At 61.5% G+C, this 20,016-nt stretch carries 15 protein-coding genes and 1 pseudogene; 6 read left to right on the top strand and 10 right to left on the bottom strand.

From position 1 onward, the window contains the following. The coding region (locus EOB36_RS28100; protein ID WP_164897636.1) for a DEAD/DEAH box helicase at positions 1 to 1,342 on the bottom strand (1,342 nt) is incomplete at its 3' end. A gap of 406 nt (positions 1,343 to 1,748) precedes the next feature. Between EOB36_RS28100 and EOB36_RS28095 the strand changes: the two genes are divergently transcribed. Continuing rightward, positions 1,749 to 3,281 (top strand): acyl-CoA carboxylase subunit beta, encoded by a 1,533-nt coding sequence (locus EOB36_RS28095; protein WP_127206115.1) that lies wholly within the window; start codon positions 1,749 to 1,751, stop codon positions 3,279 to 3,281. Positions 3,282 to 3,317: 36 nt separating this feature from the next. Here EOB36_RS28095 and EOB36_RS28090 read toward each other — a convergent pair whose 3' ends face one another. Next, a complete protein-coding gene (locus tag EOB36_RS28090) occupies positions 3,318 to 5,321 on the bottom strand; it encodes a hypothetical protein (protein WP_128286164.1) in 2,004 nt (667 codons plus the stop codon). Then, positions 5,318 to 6,850, bottom strand: coding sequence for an NAD(P)H-hydrate dehydratase (locus EOB36_RS28085; RefSeq protein WP_128286163.1), 1,533 nt, complete (start codon positions 6,848 to 6,850; stop codon positions 5,318 to 5,320). Before EOB36_RS28085 ends, EOB36_RS28090 begins: the two co-directional genes overlap by 4 nt. 402 nt (positions 6,851 to 7,252) lie before the next feature. Here EOB36_RS28085 and EOB36_RS28080 point away from each other — a divergent pair, with 402 nt between their 5' ends. The 4 genes from EOB36_RS28080 to EOB36_RS28065 all read left to right on the top strand — a co-directional run bounded on the left by EOB36_RS28080 (position 7,253) and on the right by EOB36_RS28065 (position 12,170). After that, on the top strand, positions 7,253 to 7,591 hold the full coding sequence (locus EOB36_RS28080; RefSeq protein WP_006205430.1) for a P-II family nitrogen regulator: 339 nt from the start codon (positions 7,253 to 7,255) through the stop codon (positions 7,589 to 7,591). 54 nt (positions 7,592 to 7,645) lie between these two features. Next, entirely contained in the window at positions 7,646 to 9,055 is a 1,410-nt protein-coding gene (glnA, locus tag EOB36_RS28075) for a type I glutamate--ammonia ligase (RefSeq protein ID WP_095488582.1), read from the top strand. Between the two features lie 247 nt (positions 9,056 to 9,302). Beyond that, entirely contained in the window at positions 9,303 to 11,819 is a 2,517-nt protein-coding gene (locus EOB36_RS28070) for an MBL fold metallo-hydrolase (protein WP_164759205.1), read from the top strand. Positions 11,820 to 11,858: 39 nt separating this feature from the next. Next, on the top strand, positions 11,859 to 12,170 hold the full coding sequence (locus EOB36_RS28065; protein WP_095488580.1) for a hypothetical protein: 312 nt from the start codon (positions 11,859 to 11,861) through the stop codon (positions 12,168 to 12,170). 142 nt (positions 12,171 to 12,312) lie between these two features. On the opposite strand, the gene EOB36_RS28060 is transcribed toward EOB36_RS28065, so the two are convergent. Next, positions 12,313 to 13,350, bottom strand: a complete 1,038-nt coding sequence (locus tag EOB36_RS28060) for a glutamine synthetase beta-grasp domain-containing protein (protein ID WP_128286162.1) — start codon at positions 13,348 to 13,350, stop codon at positions 12,313 to 12,315. Between the two features lie 316 nt (positions 13,351 to 13,666). Here EOB36_RS28060 and EOB36_RS28055 point away from each other — a divergent pair, with 316 nt between their 5' ends. After that, positions 13,667 to 13,861: a DUF2735 domain-containing protein gene (locus EOB36_RS28055; RefSeq protein ID WP_029352253.1), complete on the top strand. Its 195-nt coding sequence runs from the start codon at positions 13,667 to 13,669 to the stop codon at positions 13,859 to 13,861. Between the two features lie 90 nt (positions 13,862 to 13,951). Here EOB36_RS28055 and EOB36_RS28050 read toward each other — a convergent pair whose 3' ends face one another. The 6 genes and pseudogenes from EOB36_RS28050 to EOB36_RS28025 form a co-directional block, all read right to left on the bottom strand. Beyond that, positions 13,952 to 15,841: an MFS transporter gene (locus EOB36_RS28050; RefSeq protein ID WP_127205462.1), complete on the bottom strand. Its 1,890-nt coding sequence runs from the start codon at positions 15,839 to 15,841 to the stop codon at positions 13,952 to 13,954. Between the two features lie 173 nt (positions 15,842 to 16,014). Further along, positions 16,015 to 16,806, bottom strand: coding sequence for an ATP12 family chaperone protein (locus tag EOB36_RS28045; RefSeq protein WP_128286165.1), 792 nt, complete (start codon positions 16,804 to 16,806; stop codon positions 16,015 to 16,017). Positions 16,807 to 16,817: 11 nt separating this feature from the next. Next, positions 16,818 to 17,693 (bottom strand): DMT family transporter, encoded by an 876-nt coding sequence (locus EOB36_RS28040; RefSeq protein WP_164759206.1) that lies wholly within the window; start codon positions 17,691 to 17,693, stop codon positions 16,818 to 16,820. A gap of 49 nt (positions 17,694 to 17,742) precedes the next feature. After that, positions 17,743 to 18,723: an RluA family pseudouridine synthase gene (locus EOB36_RS28035; RefSeq protein WP_127205464.1), complete on the bottom strand. Its 981-nt coding sequence runs from the start codon at positions 18,721 to 18,723 to the stop codon at positions 17,743 to 17,745. 132 nt (positions 18,724 to 18,855) lie between these two features. Next, a complete protein-coding gene (gene crcB, locus EOB36_RS28030; RefSeq protein WP_127205465.1) occupies positions 18,856 to 19,233 on the bottom strand; it encodes a fluoride efflux transporter CrcB in 378 nt (125 codons plus the stop codon). An 87-nt stretch (positions 19,234 to 19,320) separates the two neighbouring features. Next, positions 19,321 to 20,016, bottom strand: a pseudogene (locus tag EOB36_RS28025) (replication-associated recombination protein A); the annotation flags it as partial.

Here is a 20,016-nt window from a genome sequence, read left to right as displayed (position 1 = left end):
GCTTGGCGCCTTCCGGCTTGCGCTCGCCGGCAAAGGCCGGCTTGTCGCCGAAGCGCTTCTTGCCGTTGTTCTGGCCGCCTGGCCGCCTGCCGTCGCGACGACCATTGCGGTCGTTGGCCGGCTCGAAATGGCGCTCGTTCTTTTCGGCGGGATTGCGCTGCGGATCGGGGCTGCCGAGATGGTCGGCAACGATCGGCAGCTTGGTGCGGATGATGCGCTCGACCTGGCGCAGCTTGCTGTTCTCGGAGGGATCGCAAAGCGTGATGGCGATGCCGTCCATGCCGTTACGGCCGGTACGGCCGATGCGGTGGACATAGCTCTCCGCCTCGTCCGGCAGGTCGAAATTCACCACGTGGCTGATGCCGGGCACGTCGATGCCGCGCGCCGCGATATCGGTCGCCACAAGAATGCGCACCGAACCCTCGCGGAAATCGTTCAGCGCCTTCTGGCGGGCGTTCTGCGACTTGTTGCCGTGGATGACGGCGGCCTTGAAGCCGTCGCGCTCAAGGTCCTTGGTCACCCTGTCGGCGCCATGCTTGGTGCGCGAAAAGATGATGACGGACTTCATTGCCTCGTCGGCGAGCATCGTCGACAGCACCTGGCGCTTCTGCTTGGTGCGGGCGAAGACAACACCCTGCACGATCTCGGCTGCTGCGGTGCTGTGAGGCGCCACCTCGACGCGGATCGGGTTCTTCAGCAGGCCTTTCGCCAGTTCGGCGATTTCGGCCGGCATGGTCGCCGAGAACAGCACCGTCTGACGGTCCGGCGCGGTCGCCCTGGCGATGCGCTTGACGTCGTTGATGAAGCCCATGTCGAGCATGCGGTCGCCTTCGTCCAGCACCAGCCATTTGGTGTCGGCAAGCACAAGATCGCCCTCACGCACCAGGTCGGTCAGCCGGCCGGGCGTGGCAATCAAAATGTCGACGCCGGGAGCAATCTTCTTCACCTGGCTGAAGCGCGAGACGCCGCCAAGCACGAGTGCTGTCGAGACATGCGCGCCCTTGGCGAGCAGCTTGATCATCTCTTCGATCTGCACGGCAAGCTCACGCGTCGGCGCCAGGATCAGCGCGCGAGCGGTCTTCGGCCGGCGCTTGGTGCCGAGCGCGATGATCTTCGACAGGATCGGCAGCGCGAACGCCGCGGTCTTGCCCGAACCGGTCTGGGCGATGCCAAAAATGTCACGGCCTTCCAGCTGCGGCGGGATCGCCTGGGCCTGGATCGGCTTCGGCTCGGTGAAGCCGGCGCCATGGGTGGCCTTGAGCAGCGCGCCGGTGATTCCAAGTGCTGCGAAACCCGAAAGTTCCCCAGTGTTCGTACCGGTCAAATTGTTTTCACCGGTCAAAGTGTTTTCGTTGGTCAAAGTATTCTTCTTTCACGCGGCTCGTGGCCGCAAACATCGATGGCGGCAGGGCGCAACCTGCCGTCGAAAAAACTGTCATGAAACGACAAGGCGGCGGACACTATCGTCCGCACGGCTGCGCTGTCGTGCCCGCAGGCATCATGCCACGGGGCTTTTTCGCCGCCTTGCCGATATGTCGGAAAGAGGGAAAACAGACGCAACCAGTCTCATTCGTCGAGAAGGCCGGATACTCCCGGCCCAAGCGCCTATGTCGCCGCATATGGCCCAGTTCGCCGCGGAATGCAAGGGGCGCCATGTTGCGGCGCAGCAAATCGACGGCAAAAGCCGCGCTTGCGCTCCCCTGCCTGCATGATTACCACAAATCAGCTTCCGTATTGGGGATCGACCGATGAAGGACGTGCTGAAGGAACTCGAGCGCCGCCGCGACATGGCACGCATGGGCGGCGGTCAGGCCCGGATCGACGCACAGCACAAGAAGGGCAAGCTCACCGCGCGAGAACGCATCGACGTCTTTCTCGACGAGGGCTCGTTCGAGGAGTTCGACATGTATGTCGAGCATCGCTCGACCGATTTCGGCATGGAGAAGACCAAGATCGCCGGCGACGGCGTCGTCACCGGCTGGGGTACCGTCAACGGCCGCCCGGTCTATGTCTTCGCCAAGGATTTTACCGTGTTCGGCGGCTCGCTGTCCGAGGCCCACGCCGAAAAGGTGGTCAAGGTGCAGGAGATGGCGCTGCGCAACCGCGCACCGATCATCGGCCTCTACGACGCCGGCGGCGCCCGCATCCAGGAAGGCGTGGCAGCACTTGGCGGCTATGCCGAGATCTTCCAGCGCAATGTGCTCGCCTCCGGCGTCATCCCGCAGATTTCGCTGATCATGGGCCCTTGCGCCGGCGGCGACGTTTATTCGCCGGCCATGACCGATTTCATCTTCATGGTTCGCGACACCTCCTACATGTTCGTCACCGGGCCGGACGTGGTGAAGACCGTCACCAACGAGACAGTCACCGCCGAGAGCCTCGGCGGCGCCTCCGTCCACACGACGAAGTCCTCGATCGCCGATGGCGCCTATGACAATGACGTCGAGGCGTTGCTGCAGATGCGCCGGCTGGTCGATCTGCTGCCGGCCTCCAACACGGCTGATATCCCCGAGATCGAATGCTATCAGTCGGTCACCGATCACGATCTGTCGCTCGACCGGCTGATCCCCGACAACGCCAATAAACCCTACGACATCAAGGAGTTGATCCTTAAAGTTGCCGACGAGGGTGATTTCTTCGAGATCCAGCAGAGTTTTGCAAAAAACATCGTCACCGGTTTCGGGCGCGTCGAAGGCCGCACGGTCGGCTTCGTCGCCAACCAGCCGATGGTGCTGGCGGGCGTGCTCGACTCGGACGCCAGCCGCAAGGCGGCGCGGTTCGTTCGCTTCTGCGACTGTTTCTCGATTCCGATCGTCACCTTAGTCGACGTTCCGGGCTTTCTGCCCGGCACCGCGCAGGAATATGGCGGGCTGATCAAGCATGGCGCCAAGCTTTTGTTCGCCTATGCCGAGGCGACCGTTCCGAAGATCACCGTCATCACCCGAAAGGCCTATGGCGGTGCGTATGACGTGATGGCGTCAAAGCATCTGCGCGGCGACATGAACTATGCCTGGCCGACGGCGCAGATCGCAGTGATGGGCGCCAGAGGCGCCGTTGAGATCATCTATCGCAAGGACATCGGCGATGCGGAGAAGATCGCAGCGCATACAAAGGCTTACGAGGATCGCTTCCTGTCGCCCTTCGTCGCCGCCGAGCGCGGCTACGTCGATGAGGTGATCATGCCACATTCGACCCGTCGTCGCATCGCGCGCGCGCTCCGCATGCTGCGCAACAAGGATATGCAGAACCCTTGGAAGAAGCACGACAACATTCCGCTGTGACGGCGCTGACAGCGCGAAAGCGGCCACAGCAAAAGCTCACTCCGCTTCCGCCGCGCCAAATCCTGCTCCCATGGTGGCACGGACAGCGCCCGCCCAAGGTGTCGCGTGGTTGTCGATGCGCATCTGAAAAATGAAATAGGTCGGCGAGCAGAAGCCGATACCTTTCACCTTACCGATACCAGGCGTGTCTGGTGGCAGCGACTGGCACATATAGTCCTCGCGGCAGAAATGATCGGCCGAGCAAGCCGGCCGGTTGCCGCGATTGACCGCGCCGCCGAGGCACTGGTCGAAATTGTTGGTCGCCACGCAAGTGTCGAATTTCTTGCCGCCGACCAGCCCGCAGATCTCGTTCGGCATCGGCTTGCCCGGCTTGAAGCCGGCAAAGGCACGATCCTTGTCGTCGCAGCCGCGATAGGCGATGCCGGCCGGCACGCCGATCTTCGGCGGCCGGCACGTGTAGGCGGTGCGCGAAATGTCGGTCGCGAAGGCCGCAAACTGGCCTGATATGCTGTAGCGGTCGTTGAAAGGCTGCGTGCCGTTGCTGGCGATCGAGCCGGTCAGGCACGGGTGGCCGGCAAACATCTTGTCGCTGTCCTTAGGCAACAGGCATTGCGCCAGTTTGGTCCGCGCGCCCGACGCAGTCGCCAGCGGCGTGCAGACAGTGCCGCCGCCGCATTGCCAAGTCGTGCCGAAACGGGCCGCATCCTCCGGCATCAGGCACGGCATCGCCATTGCGGCCGGCGCATAGGCGACCTCGCCGGCGTCCTTCCATGCCGCCGGCGGCGCGAAGGACAATGGGCGGAAGCGGTTCGGCTCCTTGCCTTCTGCCGTCGCGCGCAGCCAGGCCTCGCGCCGCGGCATCTCGGCATTAAGATGCGGAGAGATGCCGACCTCGATGCGGTTCAGCGGCGACGTGGTCTTGTCGTCGAGACCGATGAAATGGAAACCGGCGGTCGAACCCGCCTGGTGGCACCCCTGACAGGCGCCATTATCCAGCCGCTCGACCAGCGCTTCCGGCGTGCGCACCAGCTTCAAGGCGGAATAATCGAGCCCGACAAAATCCGCAGGCTGGAACAGCGGCGTGAACGGGTGATTGGCCTGCCTCGCGCTGCCGAAGGTCGACCATGAGATGACTTTTTTCGCCAGGAACTCATCGGGGATTTCGTAGACGCCGAGATCGACCGCCGCGAGATTGGCGCTGATATAGTCGGCGAGTTTCGCTTTCAGCGCGGCGTCTTCCGAGAGCAGCGCCACATCCGGCGTGTTTTCCAGCGGCCTCTCGCTGACCGTCTCTCCATCGATGCCAAAAATCCGCATGAGATAGGCGGCCTGGCCGCCGAATTCGGTCTCCTGGCCGGAGGGAAAGCGCACCACTTGTGCGTTGAGCTCGAGCTGCTTGAAGCTCAGTCCCGCCTTATCCAGCGGCCCACCGATGAGCCAGCCGGTATCGACGGTCTCGTCGAGCTGTGGCGTCCAGCGTCCGGCAACGCCGACGCAGCCGCCATCTGCGTCTGGCGTGGCGCTGTAAATGGCATTGAAGTTGAACGGCAGGCGCGAGGCCAGAACCTTGCCGTTCTTCTTGAAGCTGTAGGCGAGGCGATAAATGAAACGCACCTCGCCGCAACTCCCGTCGTCGCGCGCTTCGGTGAAATCGCGCCGGTCGATCCTATTGACGACACCGACCAGCCTGAAGCGCGCGGCGCCGGTCTTCAGCCAGCGCATGTCCATGATGCGGCCGACATTGCCGTCGGTGACTTCGTAGAGCGGCCGCCCGCCAGCCTTCATCTCGGCCCGCAGCGCGGCGACATCGCCGGCAATCGTTTCGACGATTGCGTGATAGCCCGGTGCCTTGTCATAGAGCGTCTTCAGGTCGCCCTTGCCATCGACGCCGAAAATGCCGGCGAAACCAAAACCCTTGGCATCGAGGGCGGCGAGCACGGCCGGATCGTCGACGATGGTCACGAGACCTTCGGCGCGCGCGGTGTGTGCCATGAAAACGGCGATGAAGACTGTGGCAAGCAGCGCGACCCAGCGGTTCATCCAGCAGTCACCTCGTTGCGACGTTCGGCAAACTGGCGCAGCACCGGCAGCAGCGCCAGCGGCAAGTCTTCGGCGATCAGCCCCGGTCCGAAACGGCTGCCGGCCTCGGCATGGATCCAGACCGCTGCGCAGGCGGCTTCGAAAGCCGGCATGCCTTGCGCCAGAAAGCCGGCGATGATGCCCGACAGCACGTCGCCCGAACCGGCGGTGGCCAACCATGGCGCGCCATTGCCGTTGATCGCGGCGCTGCCATCGGGCGCCGCGATCACGGTGTCCGCGCCCTTGTAGATGACGATGGCGCCGGCGCGCTCGGCGGCACTGCGCGCCCTGGCCGGCTTCGACAGATTCCTGTCTCCGGCGATGTCCGGAAACAGCCTGGCGAATTCGCCCTCATGCGGCGTCAGCACGAGCGCCGGCGCGTTCGAACGACGGGCGGCTTCGAACAAAACGTTCGGCGTATCGCGAAACGAAGTAATACCATCGGCATCGAGCACCAGCCCGTCGACCCTGCCGTCTGGCCGCTGCCCGGTGGCCAACACGCCGAGGGCAAAATCACGTGTTTTTTCGCCGACGCCAAATCCGGGTCCGAGGACGAAAGCCGACGGCCGGCGGCGGCCGATGAATTCCTGTACGTCCGCAACGCTGTCACTCTTGTGCAGCATGATCGAGGTCAGATGCGCGGCATTTACCTGTAGCGCATCTGCCGGCGACAGCACGGTCACAGCCCCTGCCCCGCTTCTGGCCGCGGCAAGCGCCGACAGCCGTGCGGCGCCCGTTGCCGACGGCCCGCCGGAAAAGACGCCGACATGGCCGCGCCTGTATTTATGGGCGTCGACGGCTGGAACAGGGAAATTCCCGATCCAAAGCGGCGGTGTGTTCTCGAAGGTCCGCGGTTCAAGCTGCGCAATGATCCCGTCGCCGATGCCGATGTCGGCAAGCACCAGGTCGCCGCACATCTCGCGCCCAGGCAACAGCAGATGGCCGGGCTTTTTTCGCGCAAACGTCACCGTGATCCGGGCACGGAATGCCTGGCCGAGACTCTGGCCGCTCTCGCCTGACACGCCTGAGGGCAGATCGACCGCGACGACAGGCAGGCTCAGGTCTGTCGCGACCTCGACCGCCCTGGCGGCATCGCCGGACAGCGGCTTGGACAGCCCTGCCCCATAAAGCGCATCGACCACGATCGAGCCTGTCTCGGCAACAAACTCCGATAGCGGCCGAGGCCTGACCGGACACTCCGAAGCAGCGAGCGCTGCGTCGCTGCCGGCTTTCGGCGAGCCGGACGCCCACACGGCTACGTCGACGGCGCTGTCCCTCAGAATGCGGGCGACGACATATCCGTCGCCACCGTTGTTGCCGGGACCGCACAGGACGTGGACCCGTCTGGCAACTGGAAAATGGGCGAGCACCACGGCAGAGACCGCGGCACCTGCGTTGCGCATAAGGTCTATGCCGGCCAATGGGCCGGTGGCGATCGCCAGCCGGTCGGCCTCGGTCATCTCGGCCGGAGACAAAAGTTCGTTATTCATGGAGTGCCGATACGCATTGGCTCAAGCCCAATCACCTTGTGTTCAAAACCCCGGTCCTGTGTTCAAAGATCATCCAGTTTTCGGTTCGAAGCAAACGGGTGCCGAGATGGCGCAATCTGTAAGCACATCGTTGGGGACAATGGCGTCGCCGAAACACAAATGCCTGCAAAGTGCGCTATATGCTCAATTATTGTGCGGACGGGAGCGCTGACAATGTGTAGGTTCCCAGTATCCATGACGCATCCAACGCAGCGAATGACGCGAAATCACATCCTGACGCGGCATGGCATCGAAATCGCGTGATACCGCTTCGAATCCCCTCAAATTGGCACAGTTCGTGCTTGAAGGAGGCGCAAGCGGGGCTCACAACCCGTCTTTTTGGCAGTGGAGGCCACTTTTTACATGAAAAAGATCGAAGCGATCATCAAGCCGTTCAAGCTAGACGAAGTGAAGGAAGCGCTTCAGGAGGCCGGGCTGCAAGGCATCACCGTTACGGAGGCCAAGGGTTTTGGCCGCCAGAAGGGCCATACCGAGCTCTATCGCGGCGCCGAATATGTCGTCGATTTTCTGCCCAAGGTGAAAATCGAGGTCGTGCTCGGCGACGACGCGGTCGAAGGCGCGATCGAAGCCATTCGCAAGGCCGCCCAGACCGGCCGCATCGGCGATGGCAAGATCTTCGTCTCCAACATCGAGGAAGTCGTGCGCATCCGCACCGGCGAAACAGGGATGGACGCGGTCTGAGGTTTCTGATTTCAGATCATCTCCTCGAAACGTCATCAGACAGGGAAACATGACATGACGACAGCCAAAGACATCATGAAGCAGATCAAGGACAACGACGTGAAATTCGTTGACCTGCGCTTCACAGATCCGAAGGGCAAGCTGCAGCACGTGACTATGGATGTCGTCGAGGTCGAGGAAGACATGTTTGCCGACGGCGTCATGTTCGACGGATCCTCCATCGCCGGCTGGAAGGCGATCAACGAGTCCGACATGGTGCTGATGCCCGACACCGAGACGGTGCATATGGACCCGTTCTTCGCACAGTCGACCATGGTCATCCTGTGCGACATCCTCGATCCGATTTCCGGAGAGTCCTACAACCGCGACCCGCGCGGCACCGCCAAGAAGGCCGAAGCCTACATGAAGGCGGAAGGCATCGGCGATCAGATCTTCGTCGGCCCGGAAGCCGAGTTCTTCGTCTTTGACGATGTCAAGTACAAGGCCGACCCGTACAACACCGGCTTCAAGCTCGACTCGACCGAATTGCCGTCCAACGACGACACCGACTATGAGACCGGCAACCTCGGTCACCGTCCGCGTATCAAGGGCGGCTATTTCCCGGTGCCGCCGATCGATTCGGCACAGGACATGCGCTCGGAGATGCTGACCGTGCTCGCCGAAATGGGCGTGCGCGTCGAAAAGCATCACCACGAAGTCGCAGCTGCCCAGCACGAGCTCGGCATCAAGTTCGACACGCTGGTCCGCAACGCCGACAAGATGCTGATCTACAAGTATGTCGTGCACCAGGTCGCCAACGCCTACGGCAAGACGGCCACCTTCATGCCGAAGCCGGTCTTCGGCGACAACGGCTCGGGCATGCACGTCCACCAGTCGATCTGGAAGGGCGGCAAGCCGACCTTCGCGGGCAATGAATATGCCGGCCTCTCGGAGAGCTGCCTGTTTTACATCGGCGGCATCATCAAGCACGCCAAGGCCATCAATGCCTTCACCAACCCGCTTACCAACTCCTACAAGCGCCTGGTGCCCGGCTATGAAGCGCCGGTGCTGCTCGCCTATTCGGCTCGCAACCGCTCTGCCTCCTGCCGCATTCCATTCGGCTCATCGCCGAAGGCCAAGCGCGTCGAGGTCCGCTTCCCCGATCCGGGCGCGAACCCCTACCTCGCCTTTGCCGCCATGCTGATGGCCGGCCTCGACGGCATCAAGAACAAGATCCATCCCGGCCAGCCGATGGACAAGGATCTCTATGACCTGCCGCCGAAGGAACTGAAGAAGATCCCGACCGTCTGCGGCTCTCTGCGCGAAGCGCTGCAGAACCTCGATAAGGACCGCGGCTTCCTGAAGGCCGGCGGCGTGTTCGACGACGACCAGATCGACAGCTATATCGAGCTCAAGATGGCCGAAGTGATGCGCTTCGAAATGACCCCGCATCCGGTCGAGTATGACATGTATTATTCGGTCTGACCGACCGTTAAGAGACAAGAAAAAACCCCGGCGGAGACGCCGGGGTTTTTTCTTGTCATCTGTCGTAGGAGCCAATCGAGATATGGCCGTGCGGATAGAAGTCGGTAAGTCGGATAGGCAGAAAACAATGCGAGGTTTTCATAGTACGGCAACAGGAACGTTATATTAGTGCTCTTTAACGCGACCTATTTATTGTCGATCGCTAATGCATCATACTAAGGCGGTGGCTTATCAAGCGGAGGGGGCGATGCAAATCCATTTTCTCGATGTAGGTCAAAGCCAGTATGGCGACTGCATATTGATTCAGGCGAACAGCAGAACCATCCTTATCGACGGTGCTCACAAGGGCGACTTCACAGGATCCTCTGGGCACCTTTCCATCCCCGCGCAGCTCCGTGAATTGATGGACCAGCCGGAAGGACCGCTCGAACTTTCTCTGCTCATCCTGACGCACTGTCATTCCGATCACATCGGGTGCCTGCCGGAAATGGTTGAGCGGGAGGTCATCGCGCCCAAGGTCGCTCTGGTTGCCGATGAGTTTGCTGGATATGGACTCGCGCTCGGCAGCGATGCATCCGATCGCCTGCGGTTTCGTGTTCTGGCCAGCCTTCAGGAAGAGCCTCTGGCTCCCGGATTGAGCGATGCAACCGTACAGGCGTTCATATCCGACGCCGCTTCCCAGCGTGATCTGTACATCGAGATGATTGAAACATTGGAGCAGCGCGGCACGAGAGTCGTTCGCTACCGCGGTCTCGACGATCCGGAGATTTCTGATCTTGAAGAGCAGTTCCGCAATATCGGTCTGAAGGTTCTCGGACCGTCAGCGGAACAAATTGTCCTGTGCGCGGAAACCATCGCGCAATTCGATCGTGACGCTGTCGACGCGATTGCCAGCCTGCAGGCCGGCGATCTCGACGACGTGGCCATCTACCGGACACTTACCGACGGCAATCCGACACCGGACGTCATTCTTCCCGATGCCGTCCTCGACTTTCTCGACAGACCTGGCGCAGGCGCCGCCAAGAACAACCAGAGCATTGTCATCTCCGTGGGAAAAGGAGCCAATCGTTGCTTGCTCACCGGCGATATGCAGTTCGCCGAGGCCGAGGTCGAAGGCCTTGAAAATGAAATGGCGGCTCTTTTGGACCATGTGGTCGAAGCGGGACCGTATGCGTTCATCAAGCTGCCGCACCATGCCTCCTACAACGCTTTCGAGGAGCATGTGCTGTCGCGATTCCCCGACACCCGATTCTTTGGTATGTCGACCGGCCGCAACGGAGCGGCGCATCCAAATCCAAAGGTGCTGCGGCTGCTTCGCAATTCAAGCAATCCGCTCATCTGGGCCAGAACGGACAAGAACGGCCAGTTCACGGTCGACGTTTCCCGGGGACAGGTAAGGATCAGCATAACAGAGGGCGAATTGAGCGATCCACAGCCCAAACCGCGTGACGAATTGGTCCTCGAGCCCGCAACGGCCATCTCAACGGTGACAATGCCGGCTGGGCCGCCACCGGCCTCGCTTGGCGGAAATCCAATTTCCGGGATGGCCGCGTCTCAGCTTCCGGCCGATGCAATTTTGGAGATCACCGCGAAGATCCCGGCACTGCTGAAGCGGGTAACCATCACGGTAGACATCGAGCAAAACACAGTTGGTGCGGTTTCTGCCTCCGACGATATGACGAAGCGCTATCTGGGAAATCGCCGTGTCCTGCCCAGGCTGTTGTTCTTGACTGATCCTCAACGGCTGCGGCGCAAGATCGGCGATGCAGGTTATGACACGGCGAGGACCATGATCGAGGAAGGCGGCAGTACGCTTGTCGAAGCCACGGGCGAGGAAGCTACCTTCACCAAGATCAGGAATAGCGCGACGGGAGTGAAGGGTGTTGTAATCCTCGGCGACTACAATGTCGTGCCCGCGCTGATATACGACGTTCTGCCTCCAGACCTGAGGGACAGAGTCTCGGCGAATTCGGATCCTGACCGCTTTGTCGTCTGGAGCGACCAACGATATGGCGATGTCGACGGAGACGGTCTCGGGGAATTGCCAGTGTCGCGAATTCCCGACTGTTCGAGCGCGGCGTTCCTGCTGGGTTGCCTCACGGCCGAAGACAACCGCACCACACCGATCAAGTTCGCGTCGCGGAATGCCGAGCGACCGTTTGCGGATAACGTGTTCCGTAGGCTTGGCGGACGGGGTCAAATGTTGGTCAGCGGCCCGGACGACTTCGGAAACGTTCGGACCGGGCACTTCGATGCGCGGCAGCTCTATTTCATGCTACACGGTTCCGACACCGACGGAACCCGGTTTTGGGGCGAAGACGATGGAGGAGCGGTCGAGGCGGTGAACCTCACCAATCTTGCCGGCGCCATCAAGGCCCATGGAGCCACCGTGCTCACCGGCTGTTGCTGGGGCGCCCTGACGGTGCAGGAGATCGCGACACGGGCAAGCGATCACTGGGCGGTCACGCCGAGGACCGTCGCTTCGTCGTTGGCATTGCGTTTTTTGGAGCTCGGAGCGCTCGCCTATGTCGGTTGCACCGGTGCCCACTATTCGCCGTTGGACGGTCAGCTGAATTTTTTCGGGGAGCCCATCCACCGCAGCTTCTGGATGGCCTTCGCAGCTGGGGCTGCGCCGGCGCACGCTTTGTTTCAAGCCAAGCAGGCCTATATAAGGGATATGCCTCACGGCCGTGTAACTGCCCCGGAATGGGCGATCGAGTATAAAATCCTGAGGCAATTCACTTGCTTGGGACTGGGATGGTAGTCCAAGCGGTGGTAGTGTGGGATTAGAAAGGTGGCTGTCATGGCGAAGAGTCCCAAGACAATTGCAGAAGAAAATATGAAGGGTTGGACGGCGATCGATGAGATTCCGATCGACTCTACGTCGCTTCCCAAGGTCGACGGGGTTGGAGCGGACCTTGATCATCTGAAAGTAAAATACTTCGGCCAGGGAAAACCGCGCGGGTCGGATGCCGGGGCGGGCCGCGTCCGAGACCCCAATGAATCCGATGATGCGGCGTTGGTGGTTATGGAACGTCAGGGCGAGCACGATTTCGCCCCCGGCCGGAAGACTGTAATTGTGCGCGGTAACAAGGTAGTCGGCACGCAGGGCTGAAACTTCAGACCCACTATCTTTAGCTTCAGCCCGCTATCGTTGCGAACAATCTCGATGCTCGACTGTCTTTAGTTGCGGCGAGTCAAAGACATCATCCGCCACATCACGGCGCAGACGCTGGCGTCTACGCCGTGCGGAATGCTCAGGCTGCGGCCTTCTTCTCTGCCGTGCTCACGGAGGCGATCGTCTTCAGGATCTGGGAAGCGATCTGGTAGGGGTCGCCCTGCGAGTTCGGGCGGCGATCCTCGAGATAACCCTTATAGCCGTTGTTGATGAACGAATGCGGCACTCGGATCGAGGCGCCGCGGTCAGCGATGCCATAGTTGAACCTGTTCCATGGCGCGGTCTCATGCTTGCCGGTCAAACGCTTGTCGTTGTCCGGGCCATAGACGGCGATGTGGTCCATCAGGTTTTTGTCGAAGGCGGCCATCAGCGCCTCGAAATAGGCCTTGCCGCCGACTTCGCGCATATGGGCGGTCGAGAAGTTGGCGTGCATGCCGGAACCGTTCCAGTCGGTGTCGCCGAGCGGCTTGCAGTGATATTCGATGTCGATGCCGTATTTCTCGGTGAGGCGCTGCATCAGGTAGCGGGCCATCCACATCTGGTCGGCGGCCTTCTTGGAGCCCTTGCCGAAAATCTGGAATTCCCACTGGCCCTTGGCGACCTCGGCGTTGATGCCTTCATGGTTGATGCCGGCGGCAAGGCAGAGGTCGAGATGCTCCTCGACGATCTGCCTGGCGACGCTGCCGACATTGCTGTAGCCGACGCCGGTGTAGTACGGGCCTTGCGGCGCCGGGTAGCCGCTTTCGGGGAAGCCGAGCGGGCGGCCGTCCTTGTAGAAGAAGTATTCCTGCTCGAAGCCGAACCAGGCTCCCTCGTCATCGAGGATGGTGGCGCGCTTGTTGGATGCATGCGGCGTCACGCCGTCCGGCATCATGACTTCGCACATGACGAGCACGCCATTGGTGCGCGCGGGATCCGGATAGATGGCGACCGGCTTCAGCACGCAGTCGGACGAGTGGCCCTCGGCCTGCATGGTCGAGGAACCGTCGAAGCCCCACAGCGGAAGCTGGTCGAGCGTCGGGAACTCGGCATATTCCATGATCTGCGTCTTTCCGCGAAGGTTGGGAACCGGGGTGTATCCATCGAGCCAAATGTACTCGAGCTTGTATTTCGTCATTCTAGCCTCTCGTTGCTTGATCACCGAACCTTGGACGGCGCTGGCGTGCCAGCCACCCTGCAGCCGACCTGCCGGATTATTAAAAAGCAATTCGTGTGCCATTTTCACCGGCAAAGGATGCGACAAAACTGACGCCGCATCCCGACAAATTCGTTGCGTCGTCATCGCAATGCGTCCGGATCAATCACAAGCATGTTTTGTATAAATAATAGGCAGTTGCTGATCTTTTTATAATCATATTGCCTAACTGGATTGCAGAACCTATCTTCAGGAAAGGTTGAATCGGCAAGGCTCTGCAGAAGAAAGGAGACCGACAATGGAAATCACTCCTACCCGTCAGTCGGCCAAAATCCTGATGTTCCCGGTGGCAGCGCGCGCTTCTGCCTCAAATTTAAGCGGAAAGGCTAAGTTCGCGGCAGAACTTGCTTCATTGCGCAACCGTACGGATTTCGGAAGCGGCTGGTATCACGAAGCGGCCATCAAGGAAGAGAAACAGGAGCGGAAGAGCTAAAGGCCCTTCCTTCCGCCCCGCTTCCGACGAATTGAAAAGCCCGGCGCTATCACTCGCGCCGGGCTTTTCATTTTCGCCGTCAGGCCAGGATCAGGTCTTGGCGTGCAAGTTCGTTCCCAGCGTATCCTTGACGAAGATCATACCGACGATCAGCGACATCGCCGCGATCACCACCGGATACCAGAGGCCGTAATAGATGTCACCCTTGTAGGCGCTGAGCGCGAACACCGTTGCTGGCAGCAGGCCCCCGAACCAGCCATTGCCGATGTGATAGGGCAACGACATGCCGGTATAGCGGATGCGTGTCGGGAACATCTCGACCAGGATCGCGGCGATCGGTCCGTAGACCATGGTCACGTAAAGGACCAGGATGAACAGGATGCCGATGACCTTTGCCCAGCTGACCTGTTCAGGGTCGGCAAACATCGCAAAGGCGCCTGCTTCCGGGACGTTGTAGACGGTGATCTCGGGCGCTCCCGCCGCAGCCTCATCGGCCGTCAGCAGCTTGTCCTTGATCGCCTGGTCGACCGCAACCGTCGTCTTGTCGCCGGCACGGATTGCGGCGGCGTCGAGCTTCAGTTCCGGGTTGGCCGCGACGAAGGCGTCAAGCTTCTGGTCGGCGACCTTGGCTGCAGCACGCTTGAGCGGGTAGCCGCCGTCCTGCAACGCAATGTTGATTGCCTTCTTGAAGGCGGCGTCGCTTAAAGTTGCCTTGTCTGCGGCTGCCACGGCATCATAGGACGCCACCGTTTCGGCGCCGATCTTGACACTGGCCGCGGTCCCCGGAGCCGCTGTCGTGACAATGTCATAGGGCACGGAGCTCTTGGCGAGGAAGTCCGTCGCAATATCGCACGACGTGAGAGGCTTGCGCGTTCCAGTCGGATTGAACTGGAACTTGCAGTCGCCAGGCGCAGCGGTAATCGTGGCACGGGTGTTTTGCTGCGCAGTGGCGAGCGCCGGATTGGCTGCCCAGGTCAGCGCCTTGAACAGCGGAAATGTGGTGACGATCGCCAGCGCCAGGCCCGCCATGATGATCGGCTTGCGGCCAATTTTGTCGGAGAGCCAGCCGAACACGACGAAGAAGATCGTGCCGAGCGCCAACGCGATGGCGATCATGATGTTGACCGACTGGCCGTCGACCTTGAGCACGTTCTGCAGGAAGAACAGTGCGTAGAACTGCCCGTTGTACCAAACCACGGCCTGGCCAGCAGTAAGGCCGAGAAGCGCCAAAATGGCGATCTTGGCATTTTTCCATTGGCCGAACGCTTCCGTCAGTGGCGCCTTGGAGCCCTTACCTTCATCCTTCATCCGCTGGAATGTCGGCGATTCGGCAAGCGACAGGCGTATCCAGACCGAAATGCCCAGCAGGACCGCAGAGACCAGGAACGGTATGCGCCAGCCCCAGGCCGCGAAGTCTTCCTTGCTCAGCGAATTCTGCACGATCAGGATGACGATCAGCGACAGGAACAGGCCGAGCGTGGCTGTCGTCTGGATCCACGACGTGTAGAAGCCACGACGATCGTCGGGAGCGTGCTCGGCGACGTAGGTCGCAGCACCGCCATACTCGCCACCCAGCGCCAGGCCTTGCAGCATGCGCAGTGCAACCAGGATGATCGGCGCCGCGATGCCCCAACTGGCTGCGCCAGGAAGTATGCCGACCAGGAAGGTCGACAGACCCATGATCAGGATGGTAACGAGAAAGGTGTATTTACGGCCGACGAGATCGCCGATGCGGCCAAACACCAGCGCCCCGAATGGGCGCACGAGGAAGCCCGCGGCGAAAGCCAGCAGCGTGAAGATGTTGCGCGTTGTTTCGGGATATTGCGTGAAGAACGCGGCGCCGATCGCGGCCGCCAAAGTGCCGTAGAGATAAAAATCATACCATTCGAAAACGGTGCCGAGTGAGGAAGCGAAGATGACTTTCTTCTCTTCCCGCGTCATGCCGCGGCTTGCTCTGCCGGCGGTCGCTGCCATTACCATGAATTCGTCCTCCCGTGATATCTCGCTGTGCTTGATGCTGCGCGGTGTCGTGCCTCTGGACACGGAACTCGCGCAGCTACCGCCGCAAGAAATGACAGAAAGCGCCGCCCAGAGGCAGGCCGTCTTTGGGATTATGACTTTGGTCCAATATGCAACGCGGGCGGCGATTGCGGTCAGGCTTTGAGTGCCTCGATCAGGCCGACGGCGGCCATCATGTCGCGCTTGCGGGCCGAGCGGCGGGCGACAGCTTCCGCGTCATGGCCCCAGTGCTCGGCCTGCCAGTCCTCGTCGACATGGCCGGCAGTCCAGGCGGCGTCGCCGTCGATCTCGCCGAAATCGACGGCCAGAGCCAGCAGAGCCGATCCCGTCAGCGACGTCATGACGTGGATGGCCGCCAGCCGTAATGGATCGGCGCGCTGGGCAAGATGGACACCGAGCACCGCGATGCTCTCGCGCGGCTGCTCGACATGAATCACCCCTTCGGCGAGGTGAAACCGGGCGCCAAGCGCGCTCCGCGCCCAGTCGATGATGGGATCCCAATGTTCGTTCTGCCGGTCGACCAGCCCTTGTGGAGCGTCGGCGCGATAGCAGAGCAGATCGGACGAGGCGAAGCGCAGGATGTCCTCCAGCACCGCTTGCGGGTCGCTGGCGACGCCGTCGATGGCCGTATTGACCAGACGCATGACCGGCATCGTCACCGGGTCGATAGTCTCACCTTGCGCAGCGAACTCGTCGGCGACCAGAGCGGCCGCTTTTTCGGTCGGCAGGACCAGCAGCGCCTTGCCCGGCGTGCGGACCGGCTTGCCATCGAGATGAACGGCAAAACCATCTTCGGCCGGTGCGACCGAAACGGCTTTGTAGAAGCGTTTCGGCAAGTGCGTCTTCATCTGGATTTGGGCACGGCGCACCGGATCCGGATCGGAAAGCTGCTTTCCCGCTTCGAGGTCGTTGAGGATATCGCGCATGCCGGAGCCTTTCATCCGGGGATCTGTTTTCGGGCTGGCCGGTTCACGATGATCAGGCCGGCTGCGATGAGGCCGAGTGCCAGGAAAATACGAACGCTCAGCGGCTCGTTCAAGAAGATGGCGCCGCACAGAACGCCGAACACCGGCGACAGGAAGGTGAAGCTCGAGAGGCCCGATGCCGGATAGCGCCTGATCAGCCAGAACCACAGCACATAGGTGAACGCAACGATGTAGACCGCCTGGAAAAGCAGGGCCAAGGTCGGCAAGGCGGCGAAGTCGCGGACGGGCGGCCCGGCGAAAGGCAGCACCAAGGCGCCTACCACGGCAGCGCCGGCCAGTTGGTAGAGCAGCAATTTCTCGGCGCTCGTTTCCGCCAATTTCGTCCGCTTGATGACGATGTAGGTCAAGGCCCAGAGAATGCCGGCGCCGAGACTGAGCAGATCACCGGTCAGTGTCGAACCATTGTCGGCGCTCAGCTGGTCGGAGAACACCGCTACCAATCCGGCGAAAGCGAGCAGAAGGCCGACGAGCCGGCGCACGGTTATGCGTTCGCCCAGCAGGAAATGCCCGCCGACCAGAACCCAGAACGGCATGGTATTGACCAGCAAGGTGTTGCGCGCGACGGTCGTCTGTTCGAGCCCGACATAGAGAAACAGGAACTCGAGACCAAAAAGCGCGCCTGCCAGAATACCGGCGACAAGCGTTCCGTCGCGGGCAAAAAGCACAATGCCGCGCCAGCGGCACCAGATGAGAACGCATAGCCCGCCAATGACCGACCGTGCGATCGACAGGAAAACGGGATCGTAGCCGGCATAGGAGATCTTGGCGGCGACATAGTTCAGCCCCCAGGAAAAGGTCAGCCCGACCATGATGGCGGCGGCCGCCATGTCGACCGTGTCGCGGCGGTCGAGCGTATCGGTGGCGATACCCACAGCCCTAGTCCTCTGCGCTTGCGTCGTCGAAGCCGATCAGGTTCCAGCTCTGGCGCATATGCGGCGGCATCGGTGCGGTGACGTCGATAAAACCCTTGTCGGGATGCGGGATGACGATGCGGCGCGCGTGCAGATGCAAGCGGTTCTGCATGCCGCCGGGAAAATCCCAATTGGTGTCGGCCTCGAAATATTTGGGGTCACCGATGATCGGGCAGCCGATGTGAGCGGCATGGACGCGAAGCTGATGGGTGCGGCCGGTATAGGGCTCCATCTCCAGCCAGGTCATCGTCTGCGCCGCCTGCTCGATGATACGGTAGTAAGACACCGCATGGTCGGCGCCCTTTTCGCCATGCTTGGCGACGCGCACGCGGTCGCCGTCCGGCGTCGGCTCCTTGATCAGCCAGGTCGAGATCTTGTCCTCGCGCTTCGGCGGCACGCCCTTGACCAGCGCCCAGTAGGTCTTCTTGGTCTCACGCGCCCGGAATGCCTCGGCGAGCTTCATGGCAGCGAGCCTGGTGCGGGCGACGACCAGCACGCCTGACGTGTCGCGGTCGAGCCGATGCACCAGACGCGGTTTCTCGCCCTTCTGGTTGCGCCAGGCTTCCAGCATGTCGTCGACATTGCGGGTGACGCCCGAGCCACCCTGAACGGCAAGGCCGGCCGGCTTGTTGAAGACGAAGACTTTCGGATCTTCATGGATCAGCATCTTGGCCAGGACGTCGGCGTCGCCCTGGTTGCGGATCGAGTGACCAGTGAGCGCGCTTTCACCCTTCTTGTCCACTTCGAGCGGCGGGATGCGGACCATCTGGCCGGGCTCGACGCGGGTATCGGCCTTCACCCTGCCGCCATCGACACGGATCTGGCCGGAGCGCAGCAGCTTTTGCAGATGACCGAAGCCAAGGCCCGGAAAATGGGTCTTGAACCAGCGGTCGAGCCGCATGCCCGCCTCGCCAGCCTCCACCGTGATCTGTTCAACGCCTGCCATTGTCTCGTTTTACCCGTTTCTAGCGCATGACCTGAAATCGATTTTCGGAAAGGGTCGTGCGCAAAATCAAAATGCTACAGCGTCCTTGCGCGTCCTAAGGGACGCGAGGTGCTGCAAGCGGGGGCAATAGCATTAAGGCAGGCTTCTTGCGAGCCAAAGACCCAGAAACAGGGCAATGATCGCGCCAATGAGGCTGGCAAGGGCATATCCGAACGCCGGCAGCGTCGCGCCACGCTCCCACAGCGTCGCAAAATCGAGCGAAAAGGCGGAGAAGGTGGTGAAGCCGCCGAGGATGCCGGTGGCAACGAACAGCCGAAGCTCGTTCGATCCGCCGTAGCGCCGCGCCAGGGTCGCGATGAACAGGCCCATGGCAAATGAGCCGACAATGTTGATCGCCATCGTGCCCCAGGGAAAACTCGGGCCGACAAGACGCAGCGCAACGAAATTGGCGATGTGGCGGAGCCCCGCACCAATAGCGCCGCCCGCGGCAACGAGGAGGAGATTGATCATCGCCGTCTACTGCCCCTACAGGGCGGGCTCGGTCAATCCCTGCTGCTCAGCGTGTGGCGCCGTCCCGAGTGGAAAAACTGTGCGAGGCTACTTTTCCCGCTCGCTGCGCAGCTTCGCCCAATAGTCGAGCCGTTTCCTGATATCGCGTTCGAAACCGCGTTCGGGCGGATCATAGAATGTGCGGCGGCCCATCTTTTCCGGAAAATAATCCTGTCCGGAAAACGCGTCCGGCTCATCGTGGTCATAACGGTAGCCCGCGCCGTAGTCTTCTTCCTTCATCAGCTTGGTCGGCGCGTTGAGGATGTGTTTGGGCGGCAGCAGCGAGCCGAACTCCTTCGCCGCCTGTGTGGCGGCCTTAAAGGCAGTGTAGACGGCGTTGGATTTGGGCGCGCTGGCGAGATAGACGGTGGCCTCGGCGAAGGCGAGCTCGCCCTCTGGCGAGCCCAGATAGTCGTAGGCATCCTTGGCGGCATTGGCGATGACCAGCGCCTGCGGGTCGGCCAGCCCGATATCCTCCATCGCCATGCGCACCAGCCGGCGGCCGAGATAGAGCGGATCCTCACCGGCGTCGAACATGCGGGCGAGATAATAGAGGGCGGCGTCCGGGTCGGAGCCGCGCACCGATTTGTGCAGCGCCGAGATCAGATTGTAGTGGCCGTCCTGGCCCTTGTCGTAGATCGGCGCGCGGCGCTGGACGATGCGCTGCAGGCCCTCGGCGCCGAACACCTCGCTTGACTTGGCGGCGCGCCAGACCTCTTCGGCCAGCGTCAGCGCCGCGCGACC

Source organism: Mesorhizobium sp. M6A.T.Cr.TU.017.01.1.1 (genome assembly GCF_004023115.1).
In the GTDB taxonomy this organism is placed as follows: Bacteria; Pseudomonadota; Alphaproteobacteria; order Rhizobiales; family Rhizobiaceae; genus Mesorhizobium; species Mesorhizobium mediterraneum.
Note: the sequence above shows the minus strand (reverse complement) of the source record. Positions and strands in the feature narration are given on the sequence as shown.

Bases quoted from the DNA above. Each gene is read 5' to 3' on its own strand.
- EOB36_RS28095 (WP_127206115.1), top strand. From the start codon at position 1,749: ATGAAGGACGTGCTGAAGGAACTCGAGCGCCGCCGCGACATGGCACGC.
- EOB36_RS28090 (WP_128286164.1), bottom strand. From the start codon at position 5,321: ATGAACCGCTGGGTCGCGCTGCTTGCCACAGTCTTCATCGCCGTTTTC.
- EOB36_RS28085 (WP_128286163.1), bottom strand. From the start codon at position 6,850: ATGAATAACGAACTTTTGTCTCCGGCCGAGATGACCGAGGCCGACCGG.
- EOB36_RS28080 (WP_006205430.1), top strand. From the start codon at position 7,253: ATGAAAAAGATCGAAGCGATCATCAAGCCGTTCAAGCTAGACGAAGTG.
- glnA (WP_095488582.1), top strand. From the start codon at position 7,646: ATGACGACAGCCAAAGACATCATGAAGCAGATCAAGGACAACGACGTG.
- EOB36_RS28070 (WP_164759205.1), top strand. From the start codon at position 9,303: ATGCAAATCCATTTTCTCGATGTAGGTCAAAGCCAGTATGGCGACTGC.
- EOB36_RS28065 (WP_095488580.1), top strand. From the start codon at position 11,859: ATGGCGAAGAGTCCCAAGACAATTGCAGAAGAAAATATGAAGGGTTGG.
- EOB36_RS28060 (WP_128286162.1), bottom strand. From the start codon at position 13,350: ATGACGAAATACAAGCTCGAGTACATTTGGCTCGATGGATACACCCCG.
- EOB36_RS28055 (WP_029352253.1), top strand. From the start codon at position 13,667: ATGGAAATCACTCCTACCCGTCAGTCGGCCAAAATCCTGATGTTCCCG.
- EOB36_RS28050 (WP_127205462.1), bottom strand. From the start codon at position 15,841: ATGGTAATGGCAGCGACCGCCGGCAGAGCAAGCCGCGGCATGACGCGG.
- EOB36_RS28045 (WP_128286165.1), bottom strand. From the start codon at position 16,806: ATGCGCGATATCCTCAACGACCTCGAAGCGGGAAAGCAGCTTTCCGAT.
- EOB36_RS28040 (WP_164759206.1), bottom strand. From the start codon at position 17,693: ATGGCGGCCGCCGCCATCATGGTCGGGCTGACCTTTTCCTGGGGGCTG.
- EOB36_RS28035 (WP_127205464.1), bottom strand. From the start codon at position 18,723: ATGGCAGGCGTTGAACAGATCACGGTGGAGGCTGGCGAGGCGGGCATG.
- crcB (WP_127205465.1), bottom strand. From the start codon at position 19,233: ATGATCAATCTCCTCCTCGTTGCCGCGGGCGGCGCTATTGGTGCGGGG.